Annotated in this window: 15 protein-coding genes and 1 other RNA gene; 8 read left to right on the top strand and 8 right to left on the bottom strand. The window is 72.6% G+C overall.

Features of this window, described 5'->3' with window-relative positions:
• Positions 1-2: 2 nt before the first annotated feature.
• Positions 3-389, top strand: a transfer-messenger RNA (tmRNA) gene (gene ssrA, locus IE209_RS27460).
• Between the two features lie 53 nt (positions 390-442).
• On the opposite strand, the gene IE209_RS27455 is transcribed toward ssrA, so the two are convergent.
• Together IE209_RS27455 and IE209_RS27450 are read right to left on the bottom strand one after the other, a co-directional pair.
• Positions 443-676: a hypothetical protein gene (locus tag IE209_RS27455; protein ID WP_189690065.1), complete on the bottom strand. Its 234-nt coding sequence runs from the start codon at positions 674-676 to the stop codon at positions 443-445.
• A 104-nt stretch (positions 677-780) separates the two neighbouring features.
• On the bottom strand, positions 781-1,536 hold the full coding sequence (locus IE209_RS27450) for a response regulator (RefSeq protein ID WP_189690064.1): 756 nt from the start codon (positions 1,534-1,536) through the stop codon (positions 781-783).
• 289 nt (positions 1,537-1,825) lie between these two features.
• On the opposite strand from IE209_RS27450, the gene IE209_RS27445 reads away from it, so the two are divergent.
• Positions 1,826-2,125 carry a response regulator transcription factor gene (locus IE209_RS27445; RefSeq protein ID WP_189690063.1) on the top strand — a complete coding sequence of 100 codons (300 nt, stop codon included), beginning with the start codon at positions 1,826-1,828 and terminating at the stop codon, positions 2,123-2,125.
• Between the two features lie 3 nt (positions 2,126-2,128).
• Here the strand turns inward: IE209_RS27445 and IE209_RS27440 are convergent, their stop codons facing one another.
• Positions 2,129-4,480: a PAS domain-containing sensor histidine kinase gene (locus IE209_RS27440; protein ID WP_189690062.1), complete on the bottom strand. Its 2,352-nt coding sequence runs from the start codon at positions 4,478-4,480 to the stop codon at positions 2,129-2,131.
• A gap of 77 nt (positions 4,481-4,557) precedes the next feature.
• Positions 4,558-5,208: a LuxR C-terminal-related transcriptional regulator gene (locus tag IE209_RS27435; RefSeq protein WP_189690061.1), complete on the bottom strand. Its 651-nt coding sequence runs from the start codon at positions 5,206-5,208 to the stop codon at positions 4,558-4,560.
• 273 nt (positions 5,209-5,481) lie between these two features.
• Between IE209_RS27435 and IE209_RS27430 the strand changes: the two genes are divergently transcribed.
• A complete protein-coding gene (locus tag IE209_RS27430; protein ID WP_189690060.1) occupies positions 5,482-6,066 on the top strand; it encodes a LuxR C-terminal-related transcriptional regulator in 585 nt (194 codons plus the stop codon).
• Positions 6,067-6,105: 39 nt separating this feature from the next.
• On the opposite strand, the gene IE209_RS27425 is transcribed toward IE209_RS27430, so the two are convergent.
• Entirely contained in the window at positions 6,106-7,017 is a 912-nt protein-coding gene (locus IE209_RS27425; RefSeq protein ID WP_189690059.1) for a YihY/virulence factor BrkB family protein, read from the bottom strand.
• Between the two features lie 233 nt (positions 7,018-7,250).
• Here IE209_RS27425 and IE209_RS27420 point away from each other — a divergent pair, with 233 nt between their 5' ends.
• Together IE209_RS27420 and IE209_RS27415 are read left to right on the top strand one after the other, a co-directional pair.
• Positions 7,251-8,681 (top strand): catalase, encoded by a 1,431-nt coding sequence (locus IE209_RS27420; protein WP_189690058.1) that lies wholly within the window; start codon positions 7,251-7,253, stop codon positions 8,679-8,681.
• Positions 8,682-8,694: 13 nt separating this feature from the next.
• Positions 8,695-9,201 carry a hypothetical protein gene (locus tag IE209_RS27415; RefSeq protein WP_189690057.1) on the top strand — a complete coding sequence of 169 codons (507 nt, stop codon included), beginning with the start codon at positions 8,695-8,697 and terminating at the stop codon, positions 9,199-9,201.
• Positions 9,202-9,212: 11 nt separating this feature from the next.
• Here IE209_RS27415 and IE209_RS27410 read toward each other — a convergent pair whose 3' ends face one another.
• The 3 genes from IE209_RS27410 to IE209_RS27400 all read right to left on the bottom strand — a co-directional run bounded on the left by IE209_RS27410 (position 9,213) and on the right by IE209_RS27400 (position 11,312).
• Positions 9,213-9,896: an MOSC domain-containing protein gene (locus IE209_RS27410; protein WP_189690056.1), complete on the bottom strand. Its 684-nt coding sequence runs from the start codon at positions 9,894-9,896 to the stop codon at positions 9,213-9,215.
• The gene (locus tag IE209_RS27405) at positions 9,893-10,594 is read right to left on the bottom strand and encodes a glutamine amidotransferase (RefSeq protein ID WP_189690104.1); all 702 of its coding nucleotides are present in this window, start codon (positions 10,592-10,594) and stop codon (positions 9,893-9,895) included. The genes IE209_RS27410 and IE209_RS27405 overlap by 4 nt, the downstream gene beginning before the upstream one ends.
• Before the next feature lie 169 nt (positions 10,595-10,763).
• A complete protein-coding gene (locus IE209_RS27400; protein WP_189690055.1) occupies positions 10,764-11,312 on the bottom strand; it encodes a carboxymuconolactone decarboxylase family protein in 549 nt (182 codons plus the stop codon).
• An 80-nt stretch (positions 11,313-11,392) separates the two neighbouring features.
• Between IE209_RS27400 and IE209_RS27395 the strand changes: the two genes are divergently transcribed.
• The 3 genes from IE209_RS27395 to IE209_RS27385 all read left to right on the top strand — a co-directional run bounded on the left by IE209_RS27395 (position 11,393) and on the right by IE209_RS27385 (position 14,367).
• Entirely contained in the window at positions 11,393-12,268 is an 876-nt protein-coding gene (locus IE209_RS27395; protein WP_189690054.1) for a helix-turn-helix transcriptional regulator, read from the top strand.
• Positions 12,269-12,388: 120 nt separating this feature from the next.
• On the top strand, positions 12,389-13,348 hold the full coding sequence (locus IE209_RS27390; RefSeq protein WP_189690053.1) for a Bug family tripartite tricarboxylate transporter substrate binding protein: 960 nt from the start codon (positions 12,389-12,391) through the stop codon (positions 13,346-13,348).
• 80 nt (positions 13,349-13,428) lie between these two features.
• On the top strand, positions 13,429-14,367 hold the full coding sequence (locus IE209_RS27385; RefSeq protein WP_189690052.1) for an oxidoreductase: 939 nt from the start codon (positions 13,429-13,431) through the stop codon (positions 14,365-14,367).
• Positions 14,368-14,373 lie beyond the last annotated feature (6 nt).

Below are 14,373 nucleotides of genomic sequence, written 5' to 3'. Positions count from 1 at the left end.
CTGGGGCTGCATTGGTTTCGACGTGGGTTCGGAATCGCTGTGGTGCATGTCGAGCTGAATGCGCTCGTTAAACAGATTCAAACAAACTAACTGCAAACGACGAACGTTTCGCACTCGCCGCTTAAACACCGGTGAGCCTTACAACAGCATGCCAGCGGGCTGGGCAAGGGGTGATGGATGCGAATCCTGAGCTCCCGGCTGTAAGGTTATTCACGTTGGCTGGCTCCCTGCCGGGTACCTTGGCAAGGGGCGAGATCCAAGGGTACTGGCGTCCTGTGTAGCGTGCGGCTGCGCGACACAGGAAGCGAGACCTAAAACAGACCGCTAAACATGTAGATCTGCGCGAAGATGGCTTGCGGACGGGGGTTCAAATCCCCCCAGCTCCACCAACCACCCGAAAGGCGTCCACCGGCATCCGGCGGACGCCTTTTTCTTTGTCTGCTCACAGCAGAGCCTCGGGCAGGATCGGCGTCAGCGGCCAGCGCTTGAACCGCAGCCAGGGGTGCAGACCGGATTCGGCATCCAGCCAGGGATCAAGTAAGGGCAGACGATCAGCACGCGCCGCTGCGCCGCGGATCAGGTCCAGCCTGCGTTCGGCGCGCCGCGCCAGTGCCAGGCGGGCGTCCAGCGCGAAGTGGAAGGGCTTGCGCCCGTCAGCGCAGATCGCGGCGTTCATGGCGGCTCCTCGGCGATGCCGCCAGTGTGGGTCGGGCTGCGCGTGCGCGGATGCCGTGGACGCACCGGTGCCACCCCCGCCAAAAGGAATGGCCGCTCAGCTTCTCAGTCGTGCAGCACGTCGACCTCGGCCGCGAACAGGTAGCCTGCGTGCCGCTCGGTCACGATCAGCCGCGGCCGGCGCGGGTCGGCCTCGATCTTGCGCCGCAGCCGGCCGACCTGCACGTCGATGGAACGGTCGTAGACCTCGGCGTTGTGCAGGCGCGAGAGGTCCAGCAGTTGCTCGCGCGTGAGCACGCGCTGCGGTGCCGAAAGGAAGGCCAGCAGCAGGTTGAACTCGCTGTTGCGCAGCGCGACGGGCCGGCCCGCCGGGTCGTTGAGCCGGCGCAGGCGCAGGCTCAGCGTCCAGCCTTCGAAGCGGTAGGCGCGCACGCGGGCCACGGTCTCGGCCAGCGAGGCGTGCATCTGCGTGCGCCGCAGCAAGGCGCGTATGCGCGCCAGCAGCTCGCGCGGCGAGAAGGGCTTGGTCAGGTAGTCGTCGGCGCCCAGTTCCAGGCCCATGACGCGGTCGGCCTCCTCGGTGCGGCCGGTCAGGATGATGATGGGCAGCTTGGATTGGGCGCGCAGGTCGCGCGCGATGGCCAGCCCGTCCTCGCCCTTCAGGCGCAGGTCCAGCAGCACCAGCTGCACGGCCTCGCGCTCCAGCACCGCGCGCATCTCGGCCTCGCGCGCGACCGCGGTCACGCGCAGGTCGTGGTCGCCGAGGTAGGTGCTGATCAGCTCGCGCACCGAGGGGTCGTCGTCGACGGCCAGCACATGGGCTGGGATCGGCGTGCCGGCGTGCGGTGACTGGCTGTGCATGGAGCAACGCGGTGGTCTGGACGCGGCAGTGTAGACATTTGTGTCGTGCGGCGTCTCGCGCAGGCCGCGCCGTGCCGGGATGTCGGCTGCGTGTCAGCCGCTGGCGGCAGGCGGTCTTGTGTCAGATGACATCTGGGCGCCGGGTGCGGACATTGGGCGCATCCGGGGCGCCGCTGTAATGGGGGCGGCGGTCGGCGCGTCGGCAGCAGCGCGCCGGCCGGCGGAAAGGGCCAAGGAACTGCGATTGCCGCCACCGTTCAGGATTGCCGTCGTCGAATCGGACGACCTCATGCGCCAGCTCCTTCTGCGCTGGCTGGACGACGCGGGCTACCGCGCCACCGAGGCCAAGGCGGCCGGCCTGGCGGGCCAATCCTTCGACCTCGTGCTCGCCGACGTGGCGGGGCCGCGCAGCGTGGCCATGCTGGTGCGCAGCGTGCGCACGGCGCACGCCGGGCCCTTGATCCTGCTGTCCGCGCGCTTCGGGCGCGGCAGCGGCGCGACACTGGGGCTGCAGGGCGTCTCTGCGGCGCTGGCCAAGCCGCTGGCGCGCGATGAGCTGCTGCAGGCCGTGCGCGCCGCGCTGCCCTGAGCTCTAGGCGGCCCGGCCCGCCGCGTTCGCCAGCACGCGCGCGAGCGCCCGTGCCAGGTCCTGTTCGGCCAGCGGTTTGCGCAGCACGGCGCTGGCGCCGGCGGCGCGCGCGCGCTGCACCCGCTCCGCGTCGGTGTAGCCGGTGAGCAGCAGGATCGGCATGCCGGGGCGCAGCGCATGCACTTCGCGCACGAGCTCGGTGCCCGACAGGCCGGGCATGCGTTCGTCGGTCAGCACGGCGTCGAAGCGCTCGGGGTGCGCCGCGAACGCTGCCAGCGCTTCCGTGCCCGAGCGGAAACCCACGGGCACGTAGCCCAGCTCGGCCAGGCGCTGCGTGGCCAGGTGCAGCAGTGCGTCCTCGTCGTCCACCACGAGGATCTGCTCGTGCCGGCCGCGTGGCAGCCGTGCCGGGGTGCTGTCTGCCGGCACGTCCGCGTCGCCCGTGCGCGGCAGCCACACGCAAAAGCGACTGCCGGCGCCGGGCTCGCTGCGCACGTCGACCGCGCCGCCGAACTCGGAGACGATGCCATGCACGAGCGACAAGCCCAGGCCCGTGCCCGAGCCGGCCTCGCGCGTGGTGAAGAAGGGGTCGAAGATGCGCGCCAGGTGTTCGGGCGCGATGCCGGCGCCCGTGTCGGCCACCTCCAGCACCAGGTACTCGCCGGGGCCCAGCTGTCCCGTGGTGGCCACGCGCGGGCGGTCCAGCCCCTGCAGCGTGAGCCCCACATGCAGCGCGCCGCCCTCGGGCATGGACTGCAGCGCATTGGTCACGAGGTTCATCACCACCTGGTGCCATTGCGTGGCATCGCCCAGGCTGGCGGCGCGGCCCGTGGCCAGGTGCTGCGTGAACTGCACCTCGGCCGGAATGGCGGCCGACATCAGCTGCAGCGTCTCCTGCGTCACATGCGCGATGTGCACCGGCACGCGCGCGATCAGCCCGCTGCGGCTGAAGGCCAGGATGCGCTCGACCAGCGCGCGGCCGCGCTCGGCCGCCGTCATGATGAAGTCGATGTCGCGGCGCGCGCGGCTGCCGGCGCGCGTGCTGCGCTGGGCCATTTCACCGAAGCCCAGCACGGCGCCCAGGATGTTGTTGAAGTCGTGCGCGATGCCGCCGGCCAGCGTGCCCACGGCCTCGAGCCGCTGGGTCTGGCGCAGCGCGGCTTCGGCGCGCTTGTGGGGATCGATGTCGCTGATGGAGCCGGCCATGCGCAGGGGCCGGCCGCTGGTATCGCGCACGCACAGGCCCTGGATCCGCACCCAGCGGTACAGGCCATCGGGATACAGGATGCGGTACTCGCCGTCGTAGGCCGGCAGCCGGCCTTCCAGGTAACCCCACAGCGTGGCCGTGCGCCGTGCCGCGTCGTCGGGGTGCTGGCGCAGCATCCGGACCCAGTCCTCGCGCCGGCGCACCTCGGGGCCGGGCTCCAGGCCGTACAGGCGCTGGGCGCGCTCGGACAGGTACATGCGGTCGTTCGGGATGTCCCAATCGAAGATGCCGTCGTTCGAGCCCGCCGCCGCCAGCGCGAAGCGGCTCTCGGAGATGCGCAGTGCGGCCTCGGCTTCCTTGCGCTCGGTGATGTCGGTGGAGATGCCGGTCACGCGGCCGATCCAGTCGTCGGAAATCATCACGCCGCGCTCGTGGATCCAGCGCACGGCGCCGCCGGGCTGGACCACGCGGAACTCGGCGGTCCAGGGCACGTCGGCCCCGCCCTCGATCCAGGCGCCGAAGGCATGCTCCACGGTCGCGCGGTCTTCCGCGTAGATGCTGGCCGTCCACAGCCGCGGGTCGCGGTACAGGTCCTCGGCCTTGCGGCCCCAGACCCGCTCGAAGCTCGGGCTCACGTAGACCACGCGCTCGGGCACCAGCTCGGTGATCCAGATCACGTCGGGGGTGGCGTCGGCCATGCGCCGAAAGCGCTGCTCGCTCTCGGCCAACGCGGCTTGCACGCGTGCGCTCTGGCGCTCGGCCTCCTGGCGCTCGCGGATCTCGCGCCGCAGCTCGTCGATCAGGCGGGCGTCCTGCGTCTCGTGGGCGCGCAGGAAGGCGTGGGCCTGCTCGAGTTCGCGCCGCCGGGCGTCGGCACCGCACCGTGCGTGGGCCGCATGGGCCCGGCGCCAGTGTGCCTCGCTGGCCGCGGCCAGACCCAGCGCGGCCAGGCATTGGGCCGCACCCTCGTGCGCGAGCGCCTCGTCGGGCAGCCAGCCCTGTGCCTGGGCCTGCTGCGCCGCCTGCGCATAGCGCTGTGCGGCTTCCAGGTGACGCTGCGCGCGGTGGGCGCGCTCCGCATCGGCCAGCGCGCGCGCGACCTGCTGCTGCAGCAGGGAAGCGTCGCGGGCCGGGTCGGGTTGCTGCACGGTGCGCCTGTCCGATCGATGGAGGAAAAGCCCCGCGGCGTGTCAGCGTGGGGCCGGCGCATCATAGGCCCACGTTCCTACAGCGCGATCAGCCCGCGCTGCACCGCGATCGCCACCGCGCCGGTGCGGCTGGTGGCGCCCAGCTTGTGGAAGATGCGCTTGGTGTGCGATTTGACCGTGCCGTCGCTGATGCCGAAGGCCAGGCCGATGCGCTTGTTGCTGTGGCCGGCCGCCACCTGTTCCAGCACCTGCATCTCGCGCTGGCTCAGCACGCCGCCGTGCAGGCGCGCGGCCAGCCGCGCCGCCACGGCCGGCGGCATGTAGCGGCCCCCGGCGTGCACGGTGCGCAGGCCCTGCAGCAGTTCTTCGGCCGGGCTGTCCTTGAACAGGTAGGCGTCGGCGCCGGCGCAGACGGCACGGTAGATGTCTTCCTCGCCGGCCCGCTGGGTCAGCACCACCACGCGGCAGGCATGCTGGCCGTGGCGCAGCGCGGCCAGGCGCTCGGCCGGCTGCGGGTCCAGCAACGCGATGTCCAGGCAGACCAGGTCGGGCCGGTGGCGCGCGAGCAGTGCCTGCAGCGCGTCCAGACTCGCGGCCTGGGCCACCACGTGCATGTCGGCCTGCGCATCGACCAGCGCGGCCACGCCCAGGCGCATCAGAGGCTGGGCGTCCGCCAGCAGCACCGAGAACGGCGCGGGTTCGGGCAGGTCCGGAAGGTCGTCGGGCATAAGGTCCTCGCGGGTGTTGTGCCGCAGTCTAGGCAGCGTGCTGCGCTGCGCCACGAACGCAGTGCATCGCCAGATGTCAGATGACATCTGGCGGTCACCGCGGATGCCGTCCGCGGACGAAGATCGTGCCGTGCACCGCGCTTTGCGCGTACCCATCGGGGGCAAGCCTTAGCAAGGCTTGCCAAGCCTTAACTGGCGTTGGGCGAAGCGGGTGGCCAAGATCGCCTCCATCGGCGCCGCGGCGTCGCCCGTTCCCACACAGGAGTCCACACCATGACCAAGCTGCCCGCATCCCGCATCCAGGTTCTCGTCGCCCACCCCGATCCGCTGCTGGCCCTGGGCCTGGTGGCCGCCCTGGGCCAGCAGCCCGGCATCGAAATCGTGTCCTCGGGGGCGGCCGACGTGGTGCTGACCGACTACGCGGGCGGACTGGCGCTGGCCGGCCAGCGGAGCGCGGGCACGCCGGCCCGCATCCTGGTGCTGGCCGTGCAGGACCGCGAGCAGGAAGTGCGCACCGCGCTGGAGCGTGGCGTGCACGGCTACCTGCTGGCCGGCAGCCGCGTCGACGACCTGCTCGAGGGCATCCGTGCACTGGCCCAGGGCCAGCGCTACCTGAGTCTGGCCGCGGCCCAGCGCATGGCCGACAGCATGACGCGCGAGCACCTCACGGGCCGCGAGTCCGACGTGCTGCGCCTGCTGGTGCAGGGCTGCTGCAACAAGACCATCGCGCGCCAGCTGGAGATCGCGGTCGGCACGGTCAAGGCGCATGTGAAGGGCATCATGTCCAAGCTGCAGGCCAACAGCCGCACGCAGGTGGTCAGCATCGCGATGGCGCGGGGGTTGGCGGCAAGGCCTTGAGAGGATCTTCCGTCGTGCTGGCCTGCGCGCGCCGCAGTGTCAGGCGGCCGTCGTCGTGGCCGCGCCGTCCACCGGCTGCGGCCGGGCGTCCGCGCACCGCCGCGTCCGCAGCACCCCATTGACCTCCGCGCCGAAGATCAGCGTGGTCCCGCTGGCGTAGAGGAAGACCAGCGTGGCCACCACACCCGCGAAACTGCCGTACACCAGCGCCAGCTTGCCCGCGCTGTGCAGCGTGTACGAGAGCAGGGCGGCCGCGCCGGCCCACAGCGCAGCGCCCACCACCGCGCCGGGCAGCACGGTGCCGAAGCGCTGGCGCGTGTCCGGCAGCCAGGCGTAGGCGATGGCGTAGAGCCCGCTCAGCACCACGAAAGCCGAGCCGTAGCGCACGCTGTTGCGCAGCCAGGGCGTCTCCTCGCCGGCGCCGATCTGCTGCTGCAGCAGCTGCCACAGGTAGGGCATCACGATCACCGAACTGAACGCGAGCAGGATGCCGCCGCCCACGACCACGGTGAACAGCGTGACCTTGAGCCTGGCCTTCCAGAACGCCGTGCCGCGCTCGATGCCGTAGGCGCGGTTGAGCGCCGTGCGCACGGCCTGCATGCCCGAGGACGCGGTCCACAGCGTGACCACCAGGCCGATGGCCAGCAGCGCCTGGTTGCGCTGCGCCAGCACTTCGTCGATGACGGGCTGCACCGCTTCGCGCACGAGCTGGGGCGCGTAGCCCATCACGCGGCCGACCAGTGCGGCGGCGTCGCCGGGCTGGCCCACGTAGCCGGCCGCGGCGGACAGCAGCAACAGCAGCGGGAACATCGACAGCACCGTGGAGAAGGCCAGGCTGCCGGCCTGGTTGGCGCTCTGGTGCAGCACGTAGTTGCGGATGGCCCGCAGCAGCACGCCCAGCCCTGGGGCGGCCAGCGCAGCGTTCTTGAGGCGGCGCCAGATGGCGGTCATTCGGTGGTCCCGGCGGTGCTTGGAAGGCGCCAGACTAAGGGCCGCTCCGGGCCGCCGCTGCCGGACAAGGGCGACAGCCCCTGTGGGTGACACGGCCGCTGGGTGGGGGCGGCCATGCCCCATTGGTCGGATGCTGCCGGCTGTTGCAGGAGGGATGGCGGCACGCCGGCGGCCGCGCATGCTCCATGGCCAGGGGAGTTCCCTGCTTCCCGACCGTTCCCGAGGAAACCGCCATGACCCGACTGACCCATGCCGCCGGCGCGCCGGTGGTCGACAACTTCAACATCCAGACCGCCGGCCGGCGCGGTCCTGCCGTGCTGCAGGACGTGTGGCTGCTGGAAAAGCTCGCGCATTTCGACCGCGAGGTGATCCCCGAGCGCCGCATGCACGCCAAGGGCGCCGGCGCCCACGGGCACTTCACGGTCACGCAGGACATCACGGCCTTCACGCGCGCCGCGCTGTTCGCGGCCGTGGGCAAGCGCTGCGAGGTGTTCGTGCGCTTCTCCACCGTGGCCGGCGAGCGCGGCGCGGCCGATGCCGAGCGCGACATCCGCGGCTTCGCGATCAAGTTCTACACCGAGGAGGGAAATTGGGACCTGGTGGGCAACAACACGCCGGTGTTCTTCCTGCGCGACCCGCTGCGCTTTCCGGACCTCAACCACGCCGTCAAGCGCGATCCGCGCACAGGCCTGCGCAGCGCCGCGAGCAACTGGGACTTCTGGACGCTGCTGCCCGAGGCGCTGCATCAGGTCACCTACGTGATGGGCGACCGCGGCCTGCCGCGCAGCTACCGCCACATGCACGGCTTCGGCAGCCACACCTTCAGCCTCGTCAACGCGGCCGGCGTTCGGCACTGGGTCAAGTTCAGCTGGAAGACGCAGCAGGGCATCGCCAACCTCACGGACGAGGAAGCGCAGGCCGTGGTCGGCAGCGACCGCGAGAGCGCGCAACGCGATCTGTACCAGGCCATCGAAGCCGGCGACTTTCCGCGCTGGACGCTGTACGTGCAGACCATGACCGAGGGCGAGGCGGCACGCCACCCGGTCAATCCCTTCGACCTGACCAAGGTCTGGCCGCACGGCGACTTCCCGCTGCGCGAGGTCGGCGTGCTGGAGCTGAACCGCAACCCCGCCAACTTCTTCGCCGAGGTCGAGCAGGCCGCGTTTTCGCCGGCGCAGATCGTGCCCGGCATCGGCTTCTCGCCCGACCGCATGCTGCAGGCGCGGCTGTTCTCCTACGGCGACGCGCAGCGCTACCGGCTCGGCGTGAACCACCACCAGATCCCGGTCAACGCGCCGCGCTGCCCCTTCCACAGCTACCACCGCGACGGCGCGATGCGCGTGGACGGCAACGCCGGCGGCACCATCGCCTACGTGCCCAACAGCGCGGGAGAGTGGGCCGACAACCCGCAGGCCGGCGAGCCGCCGCTGGCGCTGGAGGGCGCGCTGCGCCACTGGGAGCACCGCGACGACGAGGACCACTACGCCCAGCCCGGCGCGTTGTACCGGCTCATGGCGCCGGCCGAGCGCGCGCGCCTGGCGGCGAACACGGCGCGCGCCATGGGCGACGCGCCGCTGCACATCCGCCAGCGCCATGTGCACAACTGCACCCTCGCCGACGCGGACTACGGCGCGCGCGTGGCCGCGGCGCTGGGCCTGCGCTGAACGGGAGAAGACCATGTTCGGACTCACGCCCCTCGGCTTGCTGCACACCGCCATCAGCCTGGTCGCGCTGTGGGCCGGCTACCAGAGCCTGCTGCAGCGCGGTGCGATCGACCCGCGCCAGCGCCTGGGCCAGGTCTACCTGTGGAGCACGGTGCTGACCTGCCTGACGGGTTTCGGCATCTTCCAGCGCGGCGGTTTCAACGAAGCCCACATGCTGGGCGTGCTGACCCTGCTGGTGCTCGGACTGGCGCTGCTGCCGCTGCGCATGCGCTGGTGGCCCTACGCGCAGACCGCGCTGTGGACACTGACGCTGTTCTTCCACATGGTCCCGGGCCTGACCGAAACCTTCACGCGCGTGCCTCGGGGCGCGCCGCTCTTCACCGGCCCGGACGACCCGCAGCTGCAGGCCACGGTCGGCGTGGTGTTCTGCGCCTTCGCCGTGGTCATGCTGCTGCAGATGCTGCACCGGCGCCGGCGCGCCAGGTCGCGCGGCCCTGCCGGCACGCGCACGGCCCTCTGAGCGCGCGGCCGTCAGCCCTGCAGCCGCGCCGCCCAGTCCTCGGCCCGGCCCTGCTCGCGCCGACGGCGGAACAGCCGCTCCCACGAGGGCGGCAGCGGCAGGGACAGCACCTCGTCCAGGACGTCCGGCGCGCAGCTGCGCTCGGCGATCAGCCGCAGCAGCCGGGCGATGGACCAGTCGGCATGCGGCCGTGCCAGCAGCAGCACGTTGTCGCCGGCCTGCAGCTGGCCCGGCTGCACCACACGCAGGTACCAGCCGGCGCGGCCGCTGTCCTGCACGCGGCGCGCCATGTCGGGCACTTCGAACCGGTCGTTGAGCTTCCAGCAGGGCTGGCGGCCCTGGCTGACGGTGAACAGCGCGCTGCCGATCTGCCAGCGGTCGCCGATGCAGGCGCCGTGTTCGTCCAGGCCGTCCAGGCTCAGGTTCTCGCCGAAGGCGCCGGGGGCCTGCAGCAGCGGCGTGGCCGGCAGCGCGCCGCGCCAGTGCGCGTAGTGGCGCCAGGCATAGCAGTGCACGGCCTTGTCCGGGCCGCCGTGCACGCGCAGGTCGCCCTGTTCGTCGCCCGCCAGGCCCAGCGCATGCACGTCCACCGGGCCGGTCAGGGGCGACTTGGCGATGGCGCTGCGGCTGCCGGGACGGGTGTAGAGGCGCGCCGGCCCGGCCAGCACGGCGCGCACGCGTCCGATCTGCGTCATCGCCCCTCCAGCCAGGCGCCCACCACGCGCTCCAGCGCAGCCGACAGGCCGGCGCCGTGGCGCGCGGCGTCGGCGCGCAGGGCCGGGATGTCGATGCCGGCCTGCGCCAGCTCGTCGACGTGGCCGACCAGCCATTGCTCGATGCGACGCGGGTCGGCCTCCAGGTGGAACTGCAGCGCCAGCGCCGCCGGGTGCGGCATGAAGGCCTGGTGCGGGCACAAGGCGGTGTTGGCCAGGCTGTCGCAGCCCGTGGGCAGCGCGAACTGGTCGCCGTGCCAGTGCAGCACGGGCTGGTCGCCCAGCGCGGCCAACGGCGAGGCCTGGCCGGCCGCGGTCAGCGCGAGCGGGCCGAAGCCGATCTCCTTGCGGCCGTGCGCCATCGGCGCGACGCGCGCGCCGAGCGCACGCGCCATGAGCTGGGCGCCCAGACAAATGCCCAGCAGCGGCCGGCCGCTGGCCAGGCGGCGCGCGATGAGCTGCACCTCGTCGGCCAGCCAGGGATACAGCGCGTCGTCGTGCGCGCCGATCGGCCCGCCCAGCACGACCAGCAAGTCGATGGCATCCAGGTCGATGGTCGCCGGATCGTCTACACCAGCGTCGTGGGTCAGGATGCGCGTGGCGCCGCGGCGGCGCAGCAGGGGCTCGAGCAGGCCCAGGTCTTCGAAAGCCAGGTGGCGCAGGGCCAGAACGGTGCGGATGCTCATGGCGCGGCAGGGTAAGAAGGGCAGCGGCGATCATCGCAGGCGCTGGCGGCCGCCAGCCTCCGCGGGACGTTCTGCACGGCGACGCGGCCGTGCAGCGGGGCCCGCACGACCAGCGCCGGCGGGTGGATGCAGGGCGCGACCAGCGGCGCCGTAGGGTTCACGTTCAGGCGTCCTGGCGGTGCAGGCGCACGGCCGGGAAGTCCACCGGCACGTCGAAAGCCATATTCACGTAGTTCGTGAACAGGTTCAGCGCCACATGCGCCACGATCTCGACGGCCTCTTCGTCGCTGAAGCCGGCGTCGCGCAGGGCCTGGACCTCGGCGGCATCGACCTGGCCGCGCGCCTCCACCAGCCGCAGCGCGAAGCGCAGCGCCGCGGCGGTCCGCGCATCGGCCGATTCCCCGCGTTGGGCCGCGGCCATCTCGTCGGCCGTGGCGCCGGCCTTGCGGCCCAGCAGGGTGTGGGCGGCCAGGCAGTAGTGGCAGGCGTTGCGCTGCGCCACGGCCACGGCGATCTGCTCGCCGAGCTTCGCCGGGATCACGCCCGCGCCCAGCGCGCCGAAGCTGCCCCACATGCTCTTGAGCGCGGCGCTGGAGTGGGCGACGGCACGGAACATCGCGGGCGTGGCGCCGAAGGCGCCGTGGATCTGGGCCAGCAGCTGCTGGCGCTCACCGTGGGTGTCGGACGCGGAGAGCAGGGGGATGCGGGACATGGTGATTTCCTTTCGGTGTGGATGAGGGCTTCAGTGTGCGCGCCATGTCTGTACCATTGGGCGCGAATCGTCCATTGATCATGCCGAATCGTCCAGAAACTCCGATCGACCCGCTGGACCGCCTGTCCGCGCTGCTGGAGCGCTGCCGCGTGCGCGCACGGCTGTTCCACCAGGGGCCGCTGTGCGGCGTGAGCCCGTTCCCGGCGCTGCCGGGCCGCGGCTTCCTGCACGTGATGCGCAGCGGCCGCCTGGAACTGCGCCACGCGGCGCGCAGCGGCCTGCCGCGCGTGCTGCAGGTCACGGAACCCAGCCTGCTGTTCTACCCGCGGCCCCTGGCCCATGTGTTCCACAACCCGCCTGTGGAGGGCTCGGATTTCGTCTGCGCCGAGCTGGAGTTCGAAGGCGGCGCGGCCAACCCGCTGGTGCGCGCCCTGCCCGCGCTGGTGCTGTTGCCGCTGGCGCGTGTGGAGGGGCTGCAAGCCGCGCTGGCGCTGCTGTTCGCCGAGACCGAGCGGCTGCGTTGCGGCCAGCGCCTGCTGGCCGACCGGCTGTTCGAGATCGTGCTGATCCAGTTGCTGCGCTGGTGCATCGACCACCCGGCCGAGGCCGGCATCCAGAGCGGTCTGCTGACCGGCCTGGCCGACGCGCGGCTGGCGCGCGCGCTGGTGGCGGTGCACGAAGCCCCTGGCCACGGCTGGACCTTGGAAGCGATGGCCCAGCGGGCCGGCATGTCCCGCAGCGCCTTCGCCGCGCAGTTCCACGCCGTGGTCGGGCAGACGCCGGCCGCCTACCTGGCCGATTGGCGGCTCACGCTGGCCCAGGCCGGATTGCGTGCAGGCCGTCCGGTCAAGCAGCTGGCCGACGAGCTCGGCTACGGCGGTGCGTCGGCGCTGTCGCGGCTCTTCAGCCAGCGGCTGGGCCTGTCGCCGCGGGAATGGCTGGCGCGGGCCCGCTGAAGGCGCCGGTCCGGCGGTGCCCATCTGTCCGTACGGCGCGCTGGTTGCCCCTTCTGGGGGATGGCCGGCCGCGCCATGCCTGCCTAGCATGCGCGCCAGCCCGATGAACTGGAGGTGCGGATGCGGCGGTGGTGGACGGCATGCTGGATCGTCCTGGGCCTGGCCCTGGGCCCGGGCGCCCAGGCGCAGGACGGGCGCAGCCTGCGCCTGGTGGTGCCTTATCCGAGCGGCGGCATCCTCGACGCGCAGGCGCGCCTGGTCGCGCCCACGCTCCGGCACCACCTGCAGCGCGAAGTCGTCGTCGACAACATCGCCGGTGCGGCGGGCGCCATCGGCCTGCAGCATGCGCTGGCGGCCGCCGATGGCGCTGCGCTCGTGGCCGGGACCGACAGCGATGTGGTGCTGGCCCCCTTGTTCAACGCCGAGTTGAAGTACCGCCCAGAGCAGTTCCGCCTGCTGGCAGTACTGGGCAGCGCGCCCATGGCCCTGCTGGCCCGCCCCGGCCTGGACCTGGCCTCATGGGCCAGCCTGGCCGCTGGCGCGGTGCGCGGTGATGCCGAGCTCCGGCTGGCCAGTTACGGCGTGGGCTCCAATGCCCATCTTGTGGCCGACGACTACGTCCGCCGGACGCGTGCCCGCTGGCTGCACGTGCCCTACCGTGGCGTGGCGCCCCTGCTGCAGGACCTGATGGGCGGCGTCGTGGATGCCGCTTTCCTGCCGCTGGCAGCCGGCGTGCCCGACCTCGTGCGGGCGGGCAGGCTGCAGCTCCTGGCGGTGGCGGCCACGGAGCGCGTGCCAGGCTTCGCGCAGGTCCCCACGTGGGAGGAGCTCGGCCTGGACGGTTTCGTGCACCGCAGCTGGAGCGCGCTGCTGGTGCCGGCCAGCGTGCCCGCGCCGGCGCTGGAGCCGCTGCGTGCAGCAGCCCTCGCGGCGGTGCAGGACGCCGCGGTGCAACAGCAGCTGGCCGCCATGGGCCTGGCGCCGGTGCCGCTGGCCACGGACGCCGAGGCGCAGTCCTTCCTGGCCGCCGAGGTGCGGCGCTACCGGGGGCTGGCGGGGGCCGCCCGGGCGGTGCCGTGAGCTGCGGCCGGCGACTCTTAACAAGCCTTAACTTGCGCCGCCGCAGGCGCTGCGCCGATGCTCGTGCCGAAGGATCCGACATGAGCGTTCTGACATTGCCCACCGCCGCCGGCCAAATGGCCGCGGGGCCTGCTTCGCCCCTGTTCATGCCGCTGCGCATTGGCGACATCGCGCTGCGCCACCGCGTGGTGGTCGGCGCCTGGGCGCTGCGCCGCGCGCTGCCGCCGCGCGGCGTGCCGACGCCGCACATGGTGTCCTACTACGCGCAGCGCGCCACACCGGGCGGCATGGTCGTCTGCGAACCGGTGCTGGTGGCGCCGGGCGATGCCTTCGGCCGCACACCCGGCCTGTACGCTGCCGACCAGGTCAACCTGTGGCGCGACGTCACCGACGCGATCCACGCGCGCGGCGGCTACGCCGTGGCCCACCTGTGCCACCCGGGCGCGCTGCTGAGCGACCGGCTGGCGCCGCTGGAGGCCGTGCTGGAGGACTACCGCTGCGCTGCGGAGAACGCGGGCGACGCCGGCTTCGACGCCGTGGAGCTGGACGCGGCGCCCGCCGCGCTGCCGGCATCGCTGATCGCGGGCTATGCCAGCCTGCCCGGTCTGGCCGTGGGAGGGGACGGCGGGCGCGGCCTGCGCCTGCTGGCCGACGTGGTGCAGGCCTTGCTGGGCGTGTGGCCGGCGCGCCGCGTCGGCGTCTGGCTGTCGGCCCTGCGGCCGGCCGTGCCGATGGCCCGGCAGCTGGCGGACATGGACATCGCCTACCTGCACGCCGCCGCCGCCGAGCCTGCCGCCATGGCGCAGATGCGGCGCGTCTTCGCCGGGCCGCTGGTGCTGGCGGTGCCAGGGCAGGCCGTGCCGGCGGTGCTGGCCTGCGGCGGCGGCCTGGCCGATGCACTCTCGTTCGGCGAGGCCTTCCTGCACGAGCCCGATCTGGTCGCGCTGCTGCGCCAGGGCCGCCCGCTGCGGCTGCGCCGACCGGCGCCGCAGGCCGGGCGCCGCGCCGTGCCGCGCTGAACTGGC

Origin of the sequence: Pseudorhodoferax aquiterrae, from assembly GCF_014652235.1 — a bacterium.
Taxonomy (GTDB): domain Bacteria; phylum Pseudomonadota; class Gammaproteobacteria; order Burkholderiales; family Burkholderiaceae_C; genus Pseudorhodoferax; species Pseudorhodoferax aquiterrae.
This window is presented reverse-complemented; position numbering and strand designations above follow the sequence as displayed.

Excerpts from the sequence above, each read along its gene's own strand:
- IE209_RS27455 (WP_189690065.1), bottom strand. The coding sequence starts at position 676 with ATGAACGCCGCGATCTGCGCTGACGGGCGCAAGCCCTTCCACTTCGCG.
- IE209_RS27430 (WP_189690060.1), top strand. The coding sequence starts at position 5,482 with ATGACCAAGCTGCCCGCATCCCGCATCCAGGTTCTCGTCGCCCACCCC.
- IE209_RS27420 (WP_189690058.1), top strand. The coding sequence starts at position 7,251 with ATGACCCGACTGACCCATGCCGCCGGCGCGCCGGTGGTCGACAACTTC.
- IE209_RS27400 (WP_189690055.1), bottom strand. The coding sequence starts at position 11,312 with ATGTCCCGCATCCCCCTGCTCTCCGCGTCCGACACCCACGGTGAGCGC.
- IE209_RS27395 (WP_189690054.1), top strand. The coding sequence starts at position 11,393 with ATGCCGAATCGTCCAGAAACTCCGATCGACCCGCTGGACCGCCTGTCC.
- IE209_RS27450 (WP_189690064.1), bottom strand. The coding sequence starts at position 1,536 with ATGCACAGCCAGTCACCGCACGCCGGCACGCCGATCCCAGCCCATGTG.
- IE209_RS27445 (WP_189690063.1), top strand. The coding sequence starts at position 1,826 with ATGCGCCAGCTCCTTCTGCGCTGGCTGGACGACGCGGGCTACCGCGCC.
- IE209_RS27385 (WP_189690052.1), top strand. The coding sequence starts at position 13,429 with ATGAGCGTTCTGACATTGCCCACCGCCGCCGGCCAAATGGCCGCGGGG.
- IE209_RS27425 (WP_189690059.1), bottom strand. The coding sequence starts at position 7,017 with ATGACCGCCATCTGGCGCCGCCTCAAGAACGCTGCGCTGGCCGCCCCA.
- IE209_RS27415 (WP_189690057.1), top strand. The coding sequence starts at position 8,695 with ATGTTCGGACTCACGCCCCTCGGCTTGCTGCACACCGCCATCAGCCTG.
- IE209_RS27435 (WP_189690061.1), bottom strand. The coding sequence starts at position 5,208 with ATGCCCGACGACCTTCCGGACCTGCCCGAACCCGCGCCGTTCTCGGTG.
- IE209_RS27390 (WP_189690053.1), top strand. The coding sequence starts at position 12,389 with ATGCGGCGGTGGTGGACGGCATGCTGGATCGTCCTGGGCCTGGCCCTG.
- IE209_RS27410 (WP_189690056.1), bottom strand. The coding sequence starts at position 9,896 with ATGACGCAGATCGGACGCGTGCGCGCCGTGCTGGCCGGGCCGGCGCGC.